Raw genomic sequence first — 16,966 nt, 5'->3', positions numbered from 1 at the left:
CGCGTTCTGCTCCCGGCGCGGAGTAGGTTCTGCAGCCATGCTCGGCTCGGGTGTCATCAGCAGGCTCCGGTTCAGCCGCCAGATCTTCGTGTTGCAGACCGCGCTCGTCGCCCTGCTGATCGCGCTGGTCGCGGCACTGACCGGCTGGCTGCTGCGCAACACGCTCACCGACGAGTACGGGGAGCGGGCGCTGGCCATCGCACGCGTCGTCGCGAGCGACCCCGAGGTGATCGCGGCGGTCGCGGCGAAACGGCAGGGTGGTGCGCTCCAGTCGGAGGTCGTGTCGCTGACCGGACGGACCGAGGCGTTGTTCGTCGTGGTGACCGACGCCAACGGGATCCGGCTCGCGCATCCGGCGCCCGACCAGGTGGGTAAACCGGTCAGCACGAGTCCCGCCGAAGCGTTGGCCGGGCGCGAGGTGGTCAGCGTCGTGCAGGAAGGCACGCTCGGCAGGTCGGTACGCAGCAAGACGCCGGTGTTCGGTGCCGGAGGGGCGGTCGTCGGCGAGGTCAGTGTCGGTTACGCGGTGGGTGTGCCGGGCGCGGAGATCAACCGGCTGCTGGTCATCATCGGGGTGTTCGCCGTGGTGTCCGTGCTGCTCGGTCTGGCCGCGTCCTGGCTGCTCAGCGGCTGGCTGCGCCGGTTGACCCACGGTGTCGAGCCCCGTGAGCTGACCGAGATGCTCTACGAACACGAGGCCGTGCTGCACGGCGTCGGCGAAGGCGTCCTCGCGGTCGACGCCGACCAGCGGATATCGGTGCGCAACGCCGAGGCGGAGCGGCTGCTCGGCGTGGACCTTCCGATCGGTTCCCGCGCGGCGGAGCTACCCGTGTCGCCCCGGGTCCGGCTGGCCATCGCCGAGTCGCCGATGGACAACGTGCTCGCGGTCGCGGGCAACCGGGTGATCGTGGTCAACTCCCGTCGCGTGCGGCGCGACGATCACGAGCTGGGTACCGTGCTGACCCTGCGCGACCGCACCGACCTCGACATGCTGACCAGTGAGCTCGACTCGATCCGCTCGCTGACCGACGGTCTGCGTGCGCAACGCCACGAGTACTCCAACCGGCTGCACACACTGTCCGGCCTGCTGCAGCTCGGGCATCGGGCGGAGGCGATCGAGTACCTGCAGGCGCTCACCGACAGCAGCGGCGCCGGCACGTCGGACATCGACGCCTCGGTCCACGATCCGTACCTGGGCGCGCTGCTGCTGGCCAAGTCCGAGCAGGCGGAGGAGAAAGGGGTCGCGCTGCGGCTGTCCGATGACTCGTCGCTGACCGGCGAGATCACCGAGCCGGTCACCGTGACCACGGTGCTGGGCAACCTCCTGGACAACGCGCTGCGTGCGGCGAACCTCGGGTCCCGGCGACCGGCGTGGATCGAGCTGACGCTGCTCGCGGACGGCTCGACACTGCACCTCTCGGTGCAGGACAGCGGCCCGGGGGTCGCCGAGGAGCTGCGTGCAGTGTTGTTCGACGAGGGCACGACGACCAAGATCACCCCGGGGCACGGACTGGGGCTCGCGCTTGCCCGGCACGAGGCACGCTCGCTCGGCGGCGACCTGTGGCTGGCCCAGGCCGGGGATGCCGACACGGGCGCGCTGTTCGTCGCCGCGCTTCCCGGTGTGCTGTCCCGGCCGCTCACCCACCAGGGAGGTGACCGGTGATCAGGACGCTGATCGTCGACGACGACTTCCGGGTCGCGGGCGTGCACGCCGGCTTCGTCGCCGAGGTCGCCGGTTTCGAGGTGGTCGGTGTCGCGCACAACGGCGCCGAGGCACGCGCGAAGGCACGCGAACTGCGCCCTGACCTGGTCCTGCTCGACATCTACCTGCCCGACCAGTCCGGGCTGGCCCTGCTCGCTGAGCTGAACACCGATGCGATCATCCTGTCCGCCGCGTCCGACGCCAGGACGGTGCGCGCCGCAATGCGTGCCGGCGCGTTGAACTACCTGGTCAAACCGTTCGCCAAGGGCCAGCTGGCGGAGCGGCTGACCGCGTACGCCCGCTACCGGGAGCTGCTCGGCACCGACGCGCCACTACGCCAGCAGGACCTCGACCGGGCCATCCAGACCCTCTACGATCGCAACCGCACGACCTCGCCGAAGGGCCAGTCCCCCGCGACGGCCAAGCTCGTGACCGAACGGCTGCGCGACTCCGACGTCCCGCTCTCGGCCGCCGAGGTGGCGACCGAGCTGGGCATCGCGCGAGCCACGGCCCAGCGCTACCTGGCGGCGCTCGCGGATGCCGGCAACGCGGAAATGCGCCTGCGCTACGGCGTCACCGGCCGCCCCGAGCACGAGTACCTCTGGACAACCGGCCGCTAACCCCGTCCCCGCGCGCCGGGCTGCGCCCGGGGGCACTTTGCACGTGTTCGTGCTGCGTCGCACATGTCCGGCCATGTGCGACGCAGCACGTAGATGTGCAAAGTCGCCAGGGTCGGCCTCAGCGGCCGAGCCAGCCGTAGGCGGTCTGGCGGGAGATGCCCAAAGCCTTGGACATCGCCTGGATCTCCAGGCCCTGGGCCTTCCCTGTTGCCAGCAGGTCGCGTTGGCGCGTGCGCAGGTCCTCCATGCGCTCGGCCACCTCGCGCATCTCGGCCAGCAGAGCCTCCGCCTCGGGACTCGCGCCGGCTCGGGTGCGGCCGACACCGGGCCGGGGGAACGTGCGGACCGTCTCGGCGTCCCACCTGCGGCGGCGCTGCTCGTCGAAGCCGGGCAGCGGCTCGGGCGCCTGACCGCGGGCCACGTAGCCCAGCCACGTGGGGGTCTTCACTCCCCACGCCCGCGCGCACTCATCGCTGGTCCAGGTCTCGTCGCCGCCCATCCGCCCAGCATGCCGTGCCCGGCGGCGAGAGCTGTGCTCACTCGCCGACTGGTCCGCCCGCCAGTTCGGTGACGACGTCCAGCTGACCGAGATGGCGGGCGTACTCCTGGAGGAGGTGGAACAGGATGCGTTCGAGACTGGCGGGAGGCTGCCCGTCCCAGCGTGGGCCAGGCCGGCCGATCTCGGCCAGGTCGTGCGCCTCGATGATCGAGCGGGAGCGGGCACCCTGAGCACGCAGTGCCTCGGCGACCTCGGTCAGCGGCAGGTCGGCCGGCACGTACCAGCGGTCGTCGCGGTGGTCGGCCCACGGGTCACCGACGTCCATGCCGAGGAAGCCCCATTCGAGCCAGCGCCGTTCGACGTGACGCAGGTGCATGAGCAGCTCGATCGGCGCCCAGCCGGACGGCACCGTGCTCAGCCGGGCGTCATCGTCGGACAGCGAACAGACCTTGGCCAGCAGCTGGTCACGGAAGTAGTCCAGGTAGCCGACGAACACCTCGGCACGGGACCTGGCCGCCGAGGTCGGTTCGGGGAACGTCTCAGCTCACCACCACTCGTCGGGGAGCCTGGCCTCGATCGAGCGCAGGTTCACCCGGGCGCAGCGGTCGCACAGCCAGCTGATCCCGCCGTCCGGCGCGCGTTCACGCGACCAGGCCAGTGAGCTCGCCTGGCCGGCATCACGTGCGGCAGCGCACGCTCGGCACCTCTCCGGTTCTGTCACCCCTAGTAGTCTGCCGGTGAGCTGTTACCCGCAGGTCCCGTTCAGGTATCCGGCACGAGTCGTTTCGACGACCGGCACAACTGATGCGCCCAACGCGGGTCCCGTGGAGATGACCCGCTCACGGAGCCTGAAATATGATCGAATCGCCCTGGTTTGATCCGCAACCTGTCGAGAACAGGGAGAGCTCATGGTCGATCTGCGCCCGATCCGGCTGACCGAGGTGGAACGGGACGCCGTGCGGCGGCTGACCGAGTTCCCCCTGCTCGACGCGATCTTCGGACGCCGGTCCCGGCGGTTCCCGATGGGCGGTGAGATACCGGCCGGTCCGCTCGCCTTCCGAAGCCGGCACGAGCCCGAGCCGCTCAGCGACCTGGAACGTGCGCTGGTGCTGACCACGGTCGCCGGCGTGACCGGCTGGCACTACGGCATCACCCACCACCCGGGGTACGCGCCCGCGTTCCCGAACTACAGCGGCTCCGCGGCGGGCCGCACCTTCCCCTCGGCCGCAGGGTTCCACACCGCGGAGTTCTTCTTCACCGACGAGTCCGGCACGTACTTCCTGCCGACCAGGGACGCCGAGCCCGGTCCCGACGACCAGGACGTCGAGACCAGGCTCAACGCCGTGCTGGGTCGCGTCCGAAAGCTGTCCGACGAGCGGATCTGGCTGCCCAGGGAACAGCCCTACTTCGAGGGGCACAACACCTGGATCGGCAACCACCCCGGCTCGCTGCTGGTCATCCCGGTGGCGGACGTGGCGCAGCAGACGCTCGCCAACCTCGCGTTCTTCGCGCAGAACGGCTATGCCGTCTACGACGACGTGAACCAGCGGCCCATCCCCGGGCTGGCCGCCTTCGCCGACCGGGTCGACGTCGACGATCCGCTGCCGTTGTCCTTCGTCGAGCAGTACTCGCTGGCCGAGGCGACCGCCGAGCTCATGACCAGTGCCTACAACGGTCACCTGCTGCTGCAGGCGATGGGCCTGGGCGGTTGGACGTTCGACGGCATCGACCGGCCCAGCATCCTGGGCGCCTCCGGCCGCCCCGACGTACCCGGTCTCGGGTTCCACGTGCAGGCCGACGACAGCTGGGCACTGCCCAACCCCACCGGGCTACCCGGCGTGTTCGAGGCGTACTGCCGGCCGCACTACCCGGACATGACCGCCGCGGTCGAGGCGTACACGGAGCGCAAGTTCGGCCCGGGCGGTCCGTTCAACCCGGGCACGCCGGGACCGTGGCTCGACACCCCCGGCGTCCGAGGGGCGGCCGCACCGCACGACGCCCGGTTCAAGGAGCTGCTGAGCCTGCAGGCCACCTACGTCGACGAGACGTTCGGGAAGTTCCCCGGCACCGTGCCGACCGTCTGGATCATGAACTATCTGCAGGCCCAGCACATCGACCTGGACTTCTACGACACCCTGTTCAAGCCGGGCAACTACCTGGACACCCACCGCGACCATCGGTCGACCTGGCACGGCTGAGTCACCGCGTCTCCGCTCGCAGGAGCCGTTCGCGCGCGGCCGGGCCGAAGATGTAGCCGCTGGACGTTCCGTCCGAACGGATCACCCGGTGGCACGGGATGACCAGCGGCACGGGGTTGCGGCCCAGAGCCGTACCGACCGCGCGCACGGCCTTGGGCCTGCCGATCTCGCTGGCCACCCAGGCGTACGGCCGCGTCTCCCCCACTGGGATCGCCCTGGTCACGGTCAGGACGTCGCGCGCGAACTCGGTGAGCCCGCGCAGGTCCACCGGCAGCTCGTCGGCGCCGCGCAGATCTGCACGCAGAGCGCGCATCAGACCGGCGGGCGGTTGCGGCGCTTCGAGCAGGGGCCGGGCGAACCGCTTACGGAAGTCGGTTCTGAACTCATCCGGATCGACTCCGGTGCGCAGGTACGCGATGCCGTCCTCGGTCGAGGCCACCAGCAGCTCACCGATCGGGCCCGGCACCTGCGACCAGCGCGCCACCACCCGATCCATCAACCCCGTCGGCGGTTCGACGCCCAATCCGGCCAGTTGCCTGGTCATTGCTCGTTCGTCATCACCTCTAGTGATCATCGAACACCTCCATCGGTCGTGCCGGCGCGCTCGGCGCTCAGCACCCGTAACCGGGCCAGTCCCCGGGAGATATGTGACTTCACGGTGCCCTCAGCACAGCCGAGCACCTCGGCGATCTCCGCGATGGAGAGCTCACCGACATGACGCAACACCACTGCCACGCGCTGCGGATACGCCAGCTCCGCGAGCTGTTCGCCCAGCTCCGCGCCCGTTTCCCGGCCGGTGACGATGTCCTCGACGTCGGGCCGGGGGTCGACGACCTCGGGCGCGCTGTCCAGCGGCGCCGTCGGGTGCCGCACGGACGAGCGCTGCCGGTTACGCCACCCGTTGAGCAGGATCGTCACCAGCCAGGCACGCGGGCGCAGGGTGGCGATGCGGTCCGCCGGGTAGTCGCCGAGTGCCCGATAGGCACGCAGGAACGCATCGGCGGTGAGGTCCTCCGCGTCGGCCCACCGTCCACTCACCCGCAGCGCGGTGGAGAACAGCAACCGCTGATAGGTCTCGAACAGCAACACGAAACCGGCATCGAGGTCCTCAGCGAGCGCACGTCGTATCGGATCGTCTCTGGCCGCCTCGTCGGCGGTGGTGCCCTCGGGGGCTAGGACATCGATGCTCGGGCTGCTCACACCGTATGGAACACCGACGGTTCCGTGACGGTTGCAGCGGCCCGCCGACGGGCCATCCGGCCGGACAGCCAGGCGCAGGCCATCAGCTGAATCTGGTGGAACAGCATGACCGGCAACACCAGCAGCCCGAGCCCGTGACCGGCGAACAGGACGCTCGCCATCGGCAGCCCGCTCGCCAGGCTCTTCTTCGAGCCGCAGAACAGGATCGTGACCCGGTCGGCTCGGGAGAAGCCCAGCTTGCCCGGCACGAACCAGGTCACCGCGAGCACGAGGGCGAGCAGCGCGGCGTCCACGCACAACAGGACGCCGAGCGCACCGAGGGACAGCTGATGCCAGATGCCGGCAGTCATCCCGGCGCTGAACGCAACGTAGACCACCAGCAGGATCGAACCCCGGTCCACCACCGCCAGCATGCGACGGTGCCGCGCGACCCAGTCGGCGATCCACCTGCGCAGCAGCTGGCCGAGCACGAACGGCGCCAGCAGCTGCAGCGCGACGTCCAGCACCGCGCGCCCCGAGAAGCCGCCGCCTCGCGTGGACATCAGCAGCCCGACCAGTGCGGGGGTCGCCACGATGCCGGCCAGGTTGGACAGCGATGCGGCACAGATCGCGGCCGGCACGTTCCCCTTGGCGACCGAGGTGAAGGCGATGGACGACTGGACGGTCGAGGGCAGGCAACACAGGAACAGCACGCCGAGCGCGAGCTGGTGCGGGAGGATCGACTCGGGCAGCAGCTGCACCGCAAGGCCGAGCAGCGGGAACAGCACGAACGTGGCGATCACGACGGTGCCGTGCAGCCGCCAGTGCCGCAGCCCGTCGAGCGCCTCTGCCGGCGACAGCCGCGCGCCGTACAGGAAGAACAGCACCCCGATGGCGATCGTCGTCGCGCTGCCGAAACCCACCGCCCACTGCCCCTCTGCCGGTACCAGTGCCGCGATGGCGACGGTGAGCAAGATCAGCGCCATGAAGGCGTCGATCGGGAGATGGCGGGTCAGTCGTCGCAGGGAACTCACCTGTCCCATGGTCGTCGTCGGACAGTCATTCGGAAACCCGCCTACCACGATCATTGTCATGCTAGTTCGCGATTACAGTGGATCTGTGTTCAACCCCGCGCATCTGAGGTCGTTCGTCGCGGTCGCGCGCACACTGAGCTTCACCAGGGCGGCCGAGCACCTCGACGTCCAGCAGCCCACGGTGAGCCAGCACGTGCGCAAGCTCGAGGCGACGGTGGGCAGGCCGCTGTTCGTGAGGGACACCCACACCGTGGAGCTCACCCGCGACGGCGAGGCGATGCTCGACTACGCCGGCACGATCCTGGACACGACCCAGCGGGCCCTCGCGCACTTCCACGGCTCCCGGGTGCACGGCCGATTGAGGTTCGGCATCTCCGAGGATCTCGTGCTGACCAGGTTGCCCACGATCCTGGCCGAGTTCCGGCACCGTCACCCGCTGGTCGACCTCGAGCTCACCGTGGGGCTCAGCGGAAACCTGCAGCGGCTCGCCGACAGCCGGGACCTGGACCTGGTGTTCGCCAAGCGCCCGCCGAGCGAGGTGTACGGCACGGTGGTCTGGCGCGACCGCTACATCTGGGTCACCGGACCGGCGATGGCACCTCTGGGCCCGAACGACCCGGTGCCGTTGGTCTGTCATCCGCCGCCGAGCATCTCCCGGAGCGTGGTCATCGCCGCGCTCGAAGCCGTCGGCAGGCCCTGGCGGATGGCCTGTACGAGCAGCAGTCTCAGCGGCTTGAGCGCGGCGTCGCTGGCCGGGCTCGGTGTGGTGGCGCACGCATCGTCGCTGATCCCGAACGGGCTCGTCCCGGTCGCACCGCAGGCACGGCTGCCGGAGCTCGCGCCGTTCGACTTCGTGCTGTCCAGCGGCCGCCGGGAGCTGGACGGTCCCGGCTCGGCGCTGGCGGAGGCGATCCTCACCTCGGCCGACCAGCTCAGAACCACCCGTGAGTGATTTGGGCTGCCAGGGCAGCCCAAATCACTCACGGGTGGTGTGCTGTCAGCGGCGGGTGCGGAGGTAGTCGGCGACGACCTCGGCGCCCAGGCCGTCCAGGGTGGGCGCGACGCCCCTGCCGCCACAGCGGCGGGCCACGTCGTCCATGAACGCCGCGAGGCGCGGGTCCTCCCCCAGCACGAAGAAGGTGAACATCGCCTTCATCCCGGACAGCCGATCCAGCTCGGACACCGTGGCGCGCAGCGTGTGCGGGCTGGGCGGGTAGTCGAAGTACGCCTCACCGTCCGGCTCCAGGTGCGCGGTCGGCTCGCCGTCGGTGACGACGAGCACCACCGGCATGGCATCCGGGTGCCGACGCAGGTGCCGCTGCGCCAACAACAGCGCGTGGTGCAGGTTCGTGCCCTGCGCGTACGCGCCTTCCAGGCCGACCAGCTCACCCAGATCCACGGTCTGGGCGTGCCTGCCGAACGTGATCAACGCCAGGTCGTCACCCCGGAACCGGGTCGAGATCAGCTGGTGCAGAGCGAGCGCGGTGCGTTTCATCGGCACCCACCGCCCTTCGGCCACCATCGACCAGGACGTGTCGACCAACAGCGCCACCGCGGCACGGGTGCGCTGCTCGGTCTCCACCACCTCGACGTCACTCACGTCGAGCCGACGGGTGTCCCCGCCCGCCTGACGCAGCTGAGCGTTCAGCATGGTGCGCGGCACCGACCAGGCCTCGGTGTCGCCGAACGCCCACGGCCGGGTCGCCCCGGTCGCCTCACCGGCGGCACCCGAGCGGCGGGTCTCCCGCTCACCCCGGCGAGCACCGATCCGGTCCACCACGTCACGCAGTGCCGACTCACCGAGGCGCCGCAACGCCTTCGGAGAGAGCTGCAACGTCCCGTCCGCCGCGCGCTCGAAGAGGCCCTGCCGCTGCAGCTCACGTTCCAGCTCGGCCAACGTCCGTGCGTCGACCCTGGCCTCGTCCCCGAGCAGCTCGCTGACCGCGTCGAGGTCGATGTCCTCCAGCCGGGCACCGGGATAGCTCTGCGCGAGCTGCTCGGCCAGCGAGTCGAGCTGCCCCAGCTCCTCCATCGCCCGGGTCGCCTCGCCCATGCCCATCGGGTTGTCACCCCGGAACCGGCCGGAGCCGTCCCAGTCCTCTCCCGGGCGCAGCCCGCGCAGCTGAGCGTCCAGCTGGGCCAGCGACTGGGCGAGCCGAGGGTCACCGAACGCCTGCTGGGTCAGCTCCGCCAGCTCGGCACGCTGCTCGGCGGACATGGAGTTGAGCATCCGCTGCGCGGCGGCCGACCGGGCCGCGAGCACGTCGACGAGCTCCTCGGTGGTGCGCGGGTTCTCCGGGAAGAACTCGCCGTGTTCGGCCATGAACTCGTCGAACTGCTCCTGGGTGTCCTGCCCCTGCGCGTGCTGGGCGAGCAGGTTGTTCAGGTCGTCGAGCATCGCCCTGACCCGCTCGACATCCTCCGCCGTGGCGTTCTCCATCGCCTGCTTCATGCCGGCGAACCGCTGATCCAGCATCTCCCTGCCGAGCAGGTCCCGGATCTCCTGGTACGCCTCGCGGGCGTCGCTGGAGCGCCAGTCGTAGGAGTCGAGCTCACGCACCGCGCCACCGGTGTCGTTCGGCAGCGCGTCGAGCTGCATCTCGCGGAACCGGGCGTCGTCGGAGTCCTCCCGGCCGAGCGCTTCCTGCTCGGCGTCCATCGCGCGCTGCAGCAGCTCCCTGACCTGCTGCAACGTGCCGTCGAGCCGATTGTCGCGCTGCAGGTCGCGGCGGCGCTGCCAGACCTGCCTGGACAGGTCGTCGAGACCCCTGCGGCCCTGCATACCCCGGCGCAGCAGCTCCTGGAGAGCCTGCCGAGGCGACGAGCCCTCCATGACGTCGCGGCCGATCTCGTCCATCGCCTGACGGATGTCGAACGGCGGAGCCAACGGGTCCGGGCCACCGGCGTACGGACCGTAGGCGTAGCGCAGCCTCCTACGCCGAGGATCAGCCATAAGTCACCGTGTCACCGGCAGCACCGTCTTCGGACTCGTCCTTCGCCAGCTTGCGGGTGAGGAACAGGTACTCAAGAGCCAGCTCGGCGGCCGACGCCATCGGGCCGGGATCCTCGGTACCCGAGGCGTCGAGCCGCTTCGCCACCTCGGTCAGCGCCGGCACCGACGGCAGCGCCGAGACGACCTCGGCGGCCGGGATCCGCTCTCCGGTCCGGACCGGGCGGCTCGCCACCTGGTCGGCCAGCTCGGTCAGGTCGACCCCGCGCAGCGCGAACCGTGCGGTGTCGGCGATGGCCCTGCGCAGCAGGTGCTCCAGGACCTCCTCCTCGCGGCCTTCCTCGCCGGAGGCGAACTCCAGCTTGCCGCGCAGCACGGACGGCACCGACTCCAGGTCGACCGGACGAGCGAAGGCCCGGCCTTCACCGGTGATCGCCGCCCTGCGCAGCGCGGACGCCGCGACCGTCTCGGCGGCGGCCACGGCGAACCGCGCGGACACACCGGAGGACTGGTCGACGGCGCTGGAGTCACGCAGGTGCCGGGTGAACCGGGCGACGACCTCGATCAGGTGCCTCGGCACCTCGGCGACCAGCTCGGCCTCCTGCTGGACCAGCGCGATCTCGTCGGCCACCTCGAGCGGGTAGTGGGTGCGGACCTCGGCGCCGAACCGGTCCTTGAGCGGAGTGATGATCCGCCCTCGGTTCGTGTAGTCCTCCGGGTTCGCGCTCGCCACGAGCAGCACGTCCAGCGGCAGCCGCAGCGTGTAGCCCCGCACCTGGATGTCGCGTTCCTCCATGACGTTGAGCAGCGCGACCTGGATGCGTTCCGCCAGGTCGGGCAGCTCGTTGATGGCCACGACGCCCCGGTGCGCGCGCGGCACCAGGCCGAAGTGGATGGTCTCCGGGTCGCCCAGCGACCGGCCTTCGGCGACCTTGACCGGGTCGACGTCGCCGATCAGGTCGGCCACCGCGGTGTCCGGGGTGGCGAGCTTCTCGGTGTAGCGCTGCGAGCGGTGCCGCCAGCCGACCGGCAGGTCGTCGCCCAGCTCGGCGGCCCTGCGGATCGTCGCGGGAGCGATGGGTTCGTAGGGGTGTTCGCCCAGCTCGGAGCCCTCGATGACGGGGGACCATTCGTCGAGCAGGCCGGTCAGTGACCGCAGCAGGCGGGTCTTGCCCTGGCCGCGCTCGCCGAGCAGGACCACGTCGTGACCGGCGATCAGCGCACGTTCCAGTTGGGGCAGCACGGTGGACTCGAAGCCCACGATGCCCACCCAGGGATCACGGCCCTCCCGGAGGGCCGCTAGAAGGTTCTCACGGATTTCAGTTTTGACGCCCCGCTGCTCATGCCCGGAGGCGCGCAGTGCGCCGAGGGTGCGCGGGAGCTGTGATGGTGCGTCGTGAAGTACTGGCACTTCTCCACGCTACGTCCACTGCGCGGGAAATGCTCTCAGAAGGCGGGCCAAGGTATCGCCGGGCCGTGTCCCGAGGGCTCCGGGAACCTGGGGCGGGCGATCAGCGCGTCGACCCGCTCGGACAGCGCACGCACCTCACGGGTCGTGAGGTGGTCGTCCAGCCGGGAGCTCAGACCGGCGTCCAGCTCCTTGCGCAGCGCGCACACCATGTCGCGCAGCTCGCTGGGCAGACGTTTGCCCACCCAGCCCCAGAGCACGGTGCGCAGCTTGTTCTCCTCGTGCAGGCAGATCCCGTGGTCCACCCCGTAGACCCGGCCCTCGGCGTCGGTCAGCACATGCCCGGCCTTGCGGTCGGCGTTGTTGATCAGGACGTCCAGGACCGCCATACGCTGCAGCTCCGGCGTATCCGCGTGCACCAGCACCGCCGGATCACCGACCGCGTCCCTGGCACGCAGAACGGTCAACCACCCGTCCGGGACCTCGTTCGGCGCGCACACGTCGACCATGTCGTGCTCGTCGCTCGTGTCGATCCACAGCTGCACCATGCCCGGGCCGAACGGGCCCTCGCGCAGGACCGTCGGCGGGATGATCGGCGCGGTGCCGTCCATGCTGAGCGCCTCGGCGATCAGGTAGCTGGCGTACTCGCGGTCGGCGAGGGTCCCGTCCGGGAAGTCCCACAGCGGCCGTTCACCACGCTCCGGCTTGTAGACGCAGTTGGCCTTGACCCCGTCGAGCTCGATGTCGCAGTACAACGTGGCGTTCGACGCGGTGACGATGCGGCCGGTGACCTCGAGGCGCCCGGCATGAAGTAGGCCCGGCACCGCCGGGTCGAGAGGGTCCATGTGCTGCTGTGCTCAGGATTCCTCGGCCACCGCACGGCGGTGGTAGCCGTTCTGCCTCGGACAGATGTGACCGCCCGAGTCGAGCGGCTCCGCGCACAGCGGGCAGGGGGGCCGGCCCGCGGAGATGACTCGCTCCGCGCGGGTGGCGAACGCCTTGGCCTGTACCGGGGAGAGGAACACGCGCAGCGCATCCGGACCTTCGTCGGTGTCGTCGAGCACGACCGACTCGTCGACCTCCTCCTCGGTGAACGCCAGTAACTCGACCACTATCGAGCGAGAGTCGGCGTCCCAGCCCAGCCCCATCGTGCCGACCCGGAACTCCTCCTCGAGCGGCACCACCAGCGGCTCGATGTCGAGCTGCTCCTCGGGGACCTCGTCGGTGACCTCGGCTCCGAACCGGCGGGAAATCTCCAGCAGAAGTGCGTCGATTCGCTCGGCAAGGACCGTGACCTGCTGCTTTTCGAGCAGCACACTCACCGTCCTCGCCTCCTCCACTGCCTGGAGGTAGAACGCGCGGTCGCCGGGCTCCCCGACCGTACCGGCGATGAACCGGTCGGGTTCGCGGAATACATGAATGACACGTGGCATGACAACCCCGACATTAGGCTACTTACCGCGCACAGGCACATCCGCCTTACGGCGCCGGTATCGCGGATCCGGGTGGTCTCGCTCCCATCGAGGTGCGTCGCTCCCCAGGCTATGCGCCGGTGGAACCGCCGATCACCGCGTCCGACGAGGGCTTAGCCTGGCGTTTCCGCCGTCCCGGCTTGGGTGGCGGGGGCAACAGGTTGGAGATGTCGCCGCCGTTGTCGTTCACCCGTCCGACGAACGGCCTGGTCTCGGTGTAGTGCACGACACTGATCGAGCAGGGATCCACCACGATGCGCTGGAACCCGTCGAGGTGCACGCCCAGCGCGTCGGCGATGACCGCCTTGATCACGTCACCGTGGCTGCAGGCCAGCCAGACCGCGTGCGGTCCGTGCTCCTCGGCGATCCGTGCGTCGTGCGCCCGGATCGCGGCGACCGCGCGGGCCGACATCGTCGCCAGTCCTTCGCCGCCGGGGAAGACCGCGGCGGAGGGGTGCTGCTGCACGACCCGCCACAGCGGCTCCTTCAGCAGCGTCTTGATCTCACGTCCGGTCCAGTCGCCGTAGTCGACCTCGGCGAGCTGCTCGTCGACCTGGACGGACAGCTCCCGCCCGCCGAGCAGCGGCGCGACGGTCTGCTGGCACCGTTCCATCGGGGAGCTGACCACGGCGGAGAGCGGGACGGGCTTCAGGCGTTGTGCCAGTGCCCACGCCTGCCCCTTGCCGGTGTCGTCGAGCTGGACACCGGGCGTACGGCCGGCGAGGACTCCGGTGGTGTTCGCGGTGGAACGTCCGTGCCGCAACAGGATGAGGGTGGTCACGGTCAACCACGTTACGTGTTCGTCAGGATCATGTGGACGCGAGCCAGCCCGCGCCGAGCGCGACCATGATCGCGGCGCCGAGCACCACCCGGTACGGCACGAACGCGGTGATCCGGTTGTGCGAGACGAACTTCAGCAGCCACGCGACGGAGGCGTAGGCGACCACGAAGCTGACCACGGTGCCCACCGCGGTCGGCAGCCAGCCGACACCCTGCCCCAGCGCCTTCGGCGTCTCGAGCACACCCGCACCCAGCAGCGCGGGAATGCCCAGGTAGAACGACAGCTTGGTGGCGGTGACCCGTTCGACGCCGCGCAGCAGACCACCGCTGATCGTCGCGCCGGAGCGAGACACTCCCGGGAACAGCGCCAGGCACTGCATCAAGCCGATGACGATCACGTCGACGGCGGTGACGTCCGCCTCGCCCTTCTTCTGCGACGGGCTGCGCTCGGCCCACCACATGACCGCGCTCCACGCGACGAGCGAGACCGCCACCACCCAGAGGCTGCGCAGCGGTCCTTCGATGAGCGGTTTGGCGGCGAGACCGACGATGCCGATCGGGATCGAACCCAGGATGATCAGCCAGCCGAAGCGGTACTCCTCGGCCTGACGGGCCTCGGCGCTCAGCAGGCCTCGCACCCAGCCGGTGATGATCCGGGCCAGGTCCTTCGCGAAGTACACCAGCACCGCGATGATCGCGCCCACCTGGATCACCGCGGTGAACGCGGTGACCGCCTGGTCGTCGGGTTGCAGGCCGAGCAGCTTCTCCGCGATGGTCAGGTGACCTGTCGAGGACACCGGCAAGAACTCGGTCAGGCCTTCCACGATGCCGAGTACCACCGCTTGGAACAGGTTCACCTACACCCACCCGTCGATCTCGTTGGCGCGGCACGCCCCGCGCGTCGGCGGTCACGCTATCGGCCCCACCTGAGAGGCTCCGGCACCCCCGGCTCGTGCGCTCCGACCTCGGGAAATCGTGCCCCTGCCAACATGAACGGCGCTGGTCGGCGAGTTGACGCCTACCCACCCGGTGGGTGGCCCCCTATGGTGGAGGGCCACGCCACGACAGAGGTGGCGACTCGCGCGGACCATGGGGTGGAGGTGGCCGGTGGATCGTTCCAGCACTGGCACGATCGAGGGAGACACCGTCGACGGGGATTGGGAGTACCGGCCGCTTCGGCTACCACCCGATGTGTCTCGGGTCACGGCATCGGTGCGGCTGGCGATCCAGGCGGAGTTCGGCGGCTGGGAGCTGTCCCGGGTGCGGCTCTACCCCGGCGGTGAACGCAAGGTCTGGCTCCGACGCAGGCGCACCCGGCACATGCTCCCCAACCTGACCGAATGACCCGTTCCTAGGGAACGAGAGCCACCTTCCCGACGGTGCCGCGCGAACCGAGCCGGCGCAGTGCCTCCGGCGCTTCGATCAGCGGCAGTTCGAGCCCGATCAACGGATCGATCTTGCGTTGGTCCCACAGCTCGGTGAGCGCGTTCTGCCACTCGGGGATGCGTTTCGGGTCCATCCGCTGGTAGAAGCCCCAGTGCACGCCCACGACCTCGTAGTTCTTGACCAGGATGTGGTTGGTCGGCGCATCCGCGAAGCGGCCCGCGACGAACCCGATCACCAGGATGCGCCCCTCGAACGCCACGACCTTGCGGGAGGCATCGAAGATGTCACCCCCGACCGGGTCGTAGATCACATCGGCGCCGCGCCCCCCGGTGATCTCCTTGACCCTGGCGATCATGTCCTCGGACGAGTAGTCGATCACCTCGTCGGCGCCGAGCTTGCGTGCGACGTCACACTTGTCGGCGCCGCCGGCGGTGGCGATCACGGTCGCCCCCGCCGCCTTGCCGAGCTGGACCGCGGCGCTGCCGACACCACCGGCCGCCGCGTGCACCAGCAGGGTCTCGCCCTCCTGGATGCGGGCGCGACGGTGCAGCGCGCAGTAGCCGGTCTGGTAGGTCACGAACATGCCGGCCGCCTGCGCGGCGGTCATGCCCTCGGGCCACGGCCACAGGTTGGCCGAGTCGACGACCGCGAGCTCGGCGTAGCCGCCGCCACGAGCGCCGGTCTGGCCGAGGACCCGATCGCCCACCGCGACGGTCGCACCCTCGCCCACCGCGACCACCTCGCCGGCGATCTCCAGGCCGGGCGTGTACGGCAGCGGCGGCTTCTCCTGGTATTTGCCCTGGCAGATCAAGATGTCAGGGAAATTGCAGGCCACGGCGGCGATCCGAACCAGAGCCTGGCCGGGCCCCGGTTCCGGGTCCGGAATCTCGCCGAAGGTCAGTACGTCGGCGGGCTCACCGAGCTCGGTGACTTGCCAGGCGCGCATTCAGTGGCTCCACTTCACAGCAGGCGGGCGGGTTCCCCCGACCGGTCCGGGTACTCCTCGGAATCCGTAGGGCGCGGGTTCACGCCCGGGCTGGACGAACCAGGCCTCGCCCCCCTTGCCGCGCTCCAGGATGCCGCTCACGGCGTCGGCGACGTCGTCGGGAGTCAGCAGCGGGAAGTCACCGAACTGGCCCTTCTGCGCGGCGATGAGCGGTGTGTCGGCGAAGCCCGGGCAGACGGCGCACACCCGGATGCCCTCGTCGGCGAGCGCCGCACCCGCCGCGCGCACGTAGCCGACCACCGCGTGCTTGGTCATCGTGTAGAGAGGGTCGGGCGCCAACGGCATGAGCCCGGCGAGCGACGCCGTGGCGATCACCGTGCCGCCGCCGGCCCGACGAAGCGCCGGCACGGCCGCCGACGTGCCGAACACCACATGATCCATGTTCACGCCGACCACCCGGCGGTAGTGCTCGACGTCCAGGTCACTGGTGCCGGTCTGACCACCGGTGGTCCCCGCGTTGAGGAACACGACGTCGAGGCGCCCGAAACGGTCCTCGGCGATCGAGGTCATCATCGGCATGATGTCCGGATCGGACACGTCACCGGGCAGCGCGAGCCCCGCGACCTCGTCCGCGATCCGGCGCGCGGCGTCCTCATCGCGGTCGACGATCGCCACGTGGGCGCCCGCCGAGGACAATCGCCGCACCACCGCCGCGCCGATTCCGGAGGCCCCGCCGGTGACGAGCGCTCCCCTACCCTTCAGATCCATCCGGTTCTCCTCAGCAGGTACGCA

19 protein-coding genes are annotated in these 16,966 nt (G+C 70.1%); 5 read left to right on the top strand and 14 right to left on the bottom strand.

From position 1 onward, the window contains the following. Positions 1 to 37 precede the first annotated feature (37 nt). Positions 38 to 1,663 (top strand): sensor histidine kinase, encoded by a 1,626-nt coding sequence (locus G406_RS0124880; protein WP_037078354.1) that lies wholly within the window; start codon positions 38 to 40, stop codon positions 1,661 to 1,663. Beyond that, entirely contained in the window at positions 1,660 to 2,322 is a 663-nt protein-coding gene (locus G406_RS0124875) for a response regulator (protein WP_028935849.1), read from the top strand. The genes G406_RS0124880 and G406_RS0124875 overlap by 4 nt, the downstream gene beginning before the upstream one ends. 118 nt (positions 2,323 to 2,440) lie before the next feature. Here G406_RS0124875 and G406_RS0124870 read toward each other — a convergent pair whose 3' ends face one another. Genes G406_RS0124870 through G406_RS57895 form a run of 3 tightly spaced genes read right to left on the bottom strand, consistent with a single transcriptional unit; the run spans position 2,441 to position 3,542 of the window. After that, positions 2,441 to 2,821 carry an RNA polymerase sigma factor gene (locus tag G406_RS0124870; RefSeq protein WP_028935848.1) on the bottom strand — a complete coding sequence of 127 codons (381 nt, stop codon included), beginning with the start codon at positions 2,819 to 2,821 and terminating at the stop codon, positions 2,441 to 2,443. Between the two features lie 37 nt (positions 2,822 to 2,858). Beyond that, positions 2,859 to 3,317, bottom strand: coding sequence for a mycothiol transferase (locus G406_RS49700; protein WP_051342649.1), 459 nt, complete (start codon positions 3,315 to 3,317; stop codon positions 2,859 to 2,861). Between the two features lie 48 nt (positions 3,318 to 3,365). After that, a complete protein-coding gene (locus G406_RS57895) occupies positions 3,366 to 3,542 on the bottom strand; it encodes a hypothetical protein (protein WP_169736779.1) in 177 nt (58 codons plus the stop codon). Positions 3,543 to 3,729: 187 nt separating this feature from the next. Between G406_RS57895 and G406_RS0124860 the strand changes: the two genes are divergently transcribed. Beyond that, positions 3,730 to 5,019 (top strand): hypothetical protein, encoded by a 1,290-nt coding sequence (locus G406_RS0124860; protein ID WP_051342647.1) that lies wholly within the window; start codon positions 3,730 to 3,732, stop codon positions 5,017 to 5,019. Position 5,020: 1 nt separating this feature from the next. Here the strand turns inward: G406_RS0124860 and G406_RS0124855 are convergent, their stop codons facing one another. Genes G406_RS0124855 through G406_RS0124845 form a run of 3 tightly spaced genes read right to left on the bottom strand, consistent with a single transcriptional unit; the run spans position 5,021 to position 7,241 of the window. Further along, a complete protein-coding gene (locus G406_RS0124855) occupies positions 5,021 to 5,563 on the bottom strand; it encodes a methylated-DNA--[protein]-cysteine S-methyltransferase (RefSeq protein WP_156935146.1) in 543 nt (180 codons plus the stop codon). 26 nt (positions 5,564 to 5,589) lie between these two features. After that, positions 5,590 to 6,219, bottom strand: a complete 630-nt coding sequence (locus tag G406_RS49695; RefSeq protein ID WP_245607211.1) for an RNA polymerase sigma factor — start codon at positions 6,217 to 6,219, stop codon at positions 5,590 to 5,592. Continuing rightward, positions 6,216 to 7,241: a bile acid:sodium symporter family protein gene (locus tag G406_RS0124845; RefSeq protein ID WP_051342821.1), complete on the bottom strand. Its 1,026-nt coding sequence runs from the start codon at positions 7,239 to 7,241 to the stop codon at positions 6,216 to 6,218. Before G406_RS0124845 ends, G406_RS49695 begins: the two co-directional genes overlap by 4 nt. Positions 7,242 to 7,317: 76 nt before the next feature. Between G406_RS0124845 and G406_RS0124840 the strand changes: the two genes are divergently transcribed. Then, entirely contained in the window at positions 7,318 to 8,184 is an 867-nt protein-coding gene (locus G406_RS0124840) for a LysR family transcriptional regulator (protein ID WP_028935844.1), read from the top strand. A gap of 45 nt (positions 8,185 to 8,229) precedes the next feature. Here the strand turns inward: G406_RS0124840 and G406_RS0124835 are convergent, their stop codons facing one another. The 6 genes from G406_RS0124835 to G406_RS0124810 all read right to left on the bottom strand — a co-directional run bounded on the left by G406_RS0124835 (position 8,230) and on the right by G406_RS0124810 (position 14,699). Then, positions 8,230 to 10,185 (bottom strand): vWA domain-containing protein, encoded by a 1,956-nt coding sequence (locus G406_RS0124835; RefSeq protein ID WP_028935843.1) that lies wholly within the window; start codon positions 10,183 to 10,185, stop codon positions 8,230 to 8,232. After that, positions 10,178 to 11,593 carry an ATP-binding protein gene (locus G406_RS0124830; RefSeq protein ID WP_028935842.1) on the bottom strand — a complete coding sequence of 472 codons (1,416 nt, stop codon included), beginning with the start codon at positions 11,591 to 11,593 and terminating at the stop codon, positions 10,178 to 10,180. Before G406_RS0124830 ends, G406_RS0124835 begins: the two co-directional genes overlap by 8 nt. Positions 11,594 to 11,628: 35 nt before the next feature. Next, positions 11,629 to 12,435 (bottom strand): SCO1664 family protein, encoded by an 807-nt coding sequence (locus G406_RS0124825; protein ID WP_028935841.1) that lies wholly within the window; start codon positions 12,433 to 12,435, stop codon positions 11,629 to 11,631. Positions 12,436 to 12,447: 12 nt separating this feature from the next. After that, on the bottom strand, positions 12,448 to 13,023 hold the full coding sequence (locus tag G406_RS0124820; RefSeq protein ID WP_028935840.1) for a DUF3090 domain-containing protein: 576 nt from the start codon (positions 13,021 to 13,023) through the stop codon (positions 12,448 to 12,450). A gap of 109 nt (positions 13,024 to 13,132) precedes the next feature. After that, complete coding sequence (locus G406_RS0124815; RefSeq protein ID WP_028935839.1) at positions 13,133 to 13,843, bottom strand: histidine phosphatase family protein; 711 nt, start codon at positions 13,841 to 13,843, stop codon at positions 13,133 to 13,135. A gap of 28 nt (positions 13,844 to 13,871) precedes the next feature. Next, complete coding sequence (locus tag G406_RS0124810) at positions 13,872 to 14,699, bottom strand: undecaprenyl-diphosphate phosphatase (protein ID WP_028935838.1); 828 nt, start codon at positions 14,697 to 14,699, stop codon at positions 13,872 to 13,874. A 250-nt stretch (positions 14,700 to 14,949) separates the two neighbouring features. Between G406_RS0124810 and G406_RS0124805 the strand changes: the two genes are divergently transcribed. Then, complete coding sequence (locus tag G406_RS0124805) at positions 14,950 to 15,186, top strand: DUF5703 family protein (RefSeq protein WP_156935145.1); 237 nt, start codon at positions 14,950 to 14,952, stop codon at positions 15,184 to 15,186. 7 nt (positions 15,187 to 15,193) lie between these two features. Here G406_RS0124805 and G406_RS0124800 read toward each other — a convergent pair whose 3' ends face one another. Next, positions 15,194 to 16,174, bottom strand: coding sequence for an NADPH:quinone oxidoreductase family protein (locus G406_RS0124800; protein WP_028935836.1), 981 nt, complete (start codon positions 16,172 to 16,174; stop codon positions 15,194 to 15,196). Further along, positions 16,175 to 16,942 carry an SDR family oxidoreductase gene (locus G406_RS0124795; protein ID WP_028935835.1) on the bottom strand — a complete coding sequence of 256 codons (768 nt, stop codon included), beginning with the start codon at positions 16,940 to 16,942 and terminating at the stop codon, positions 16,175 to 16,177. Between the last annotated feature and the right edge of the window lie 24 nt (positions 16,943 to 16,966).

The organism is Actinospineispora spinosispora DSM 44797, from assembly GCF_000429025.1.
Classification (GTDB): Bacteria; Actinomycetota; Actinomycetes; order Mycobacteriales; family Pseudonocardiaceae; genus Pseudonocardia; species Pseudonocardia spinosispora.
The sequence above is the reverse complement of the archived record's forward strand: the minus strand, read 5'-3'. Positions and strand labels throughout refer to the sequence as shown.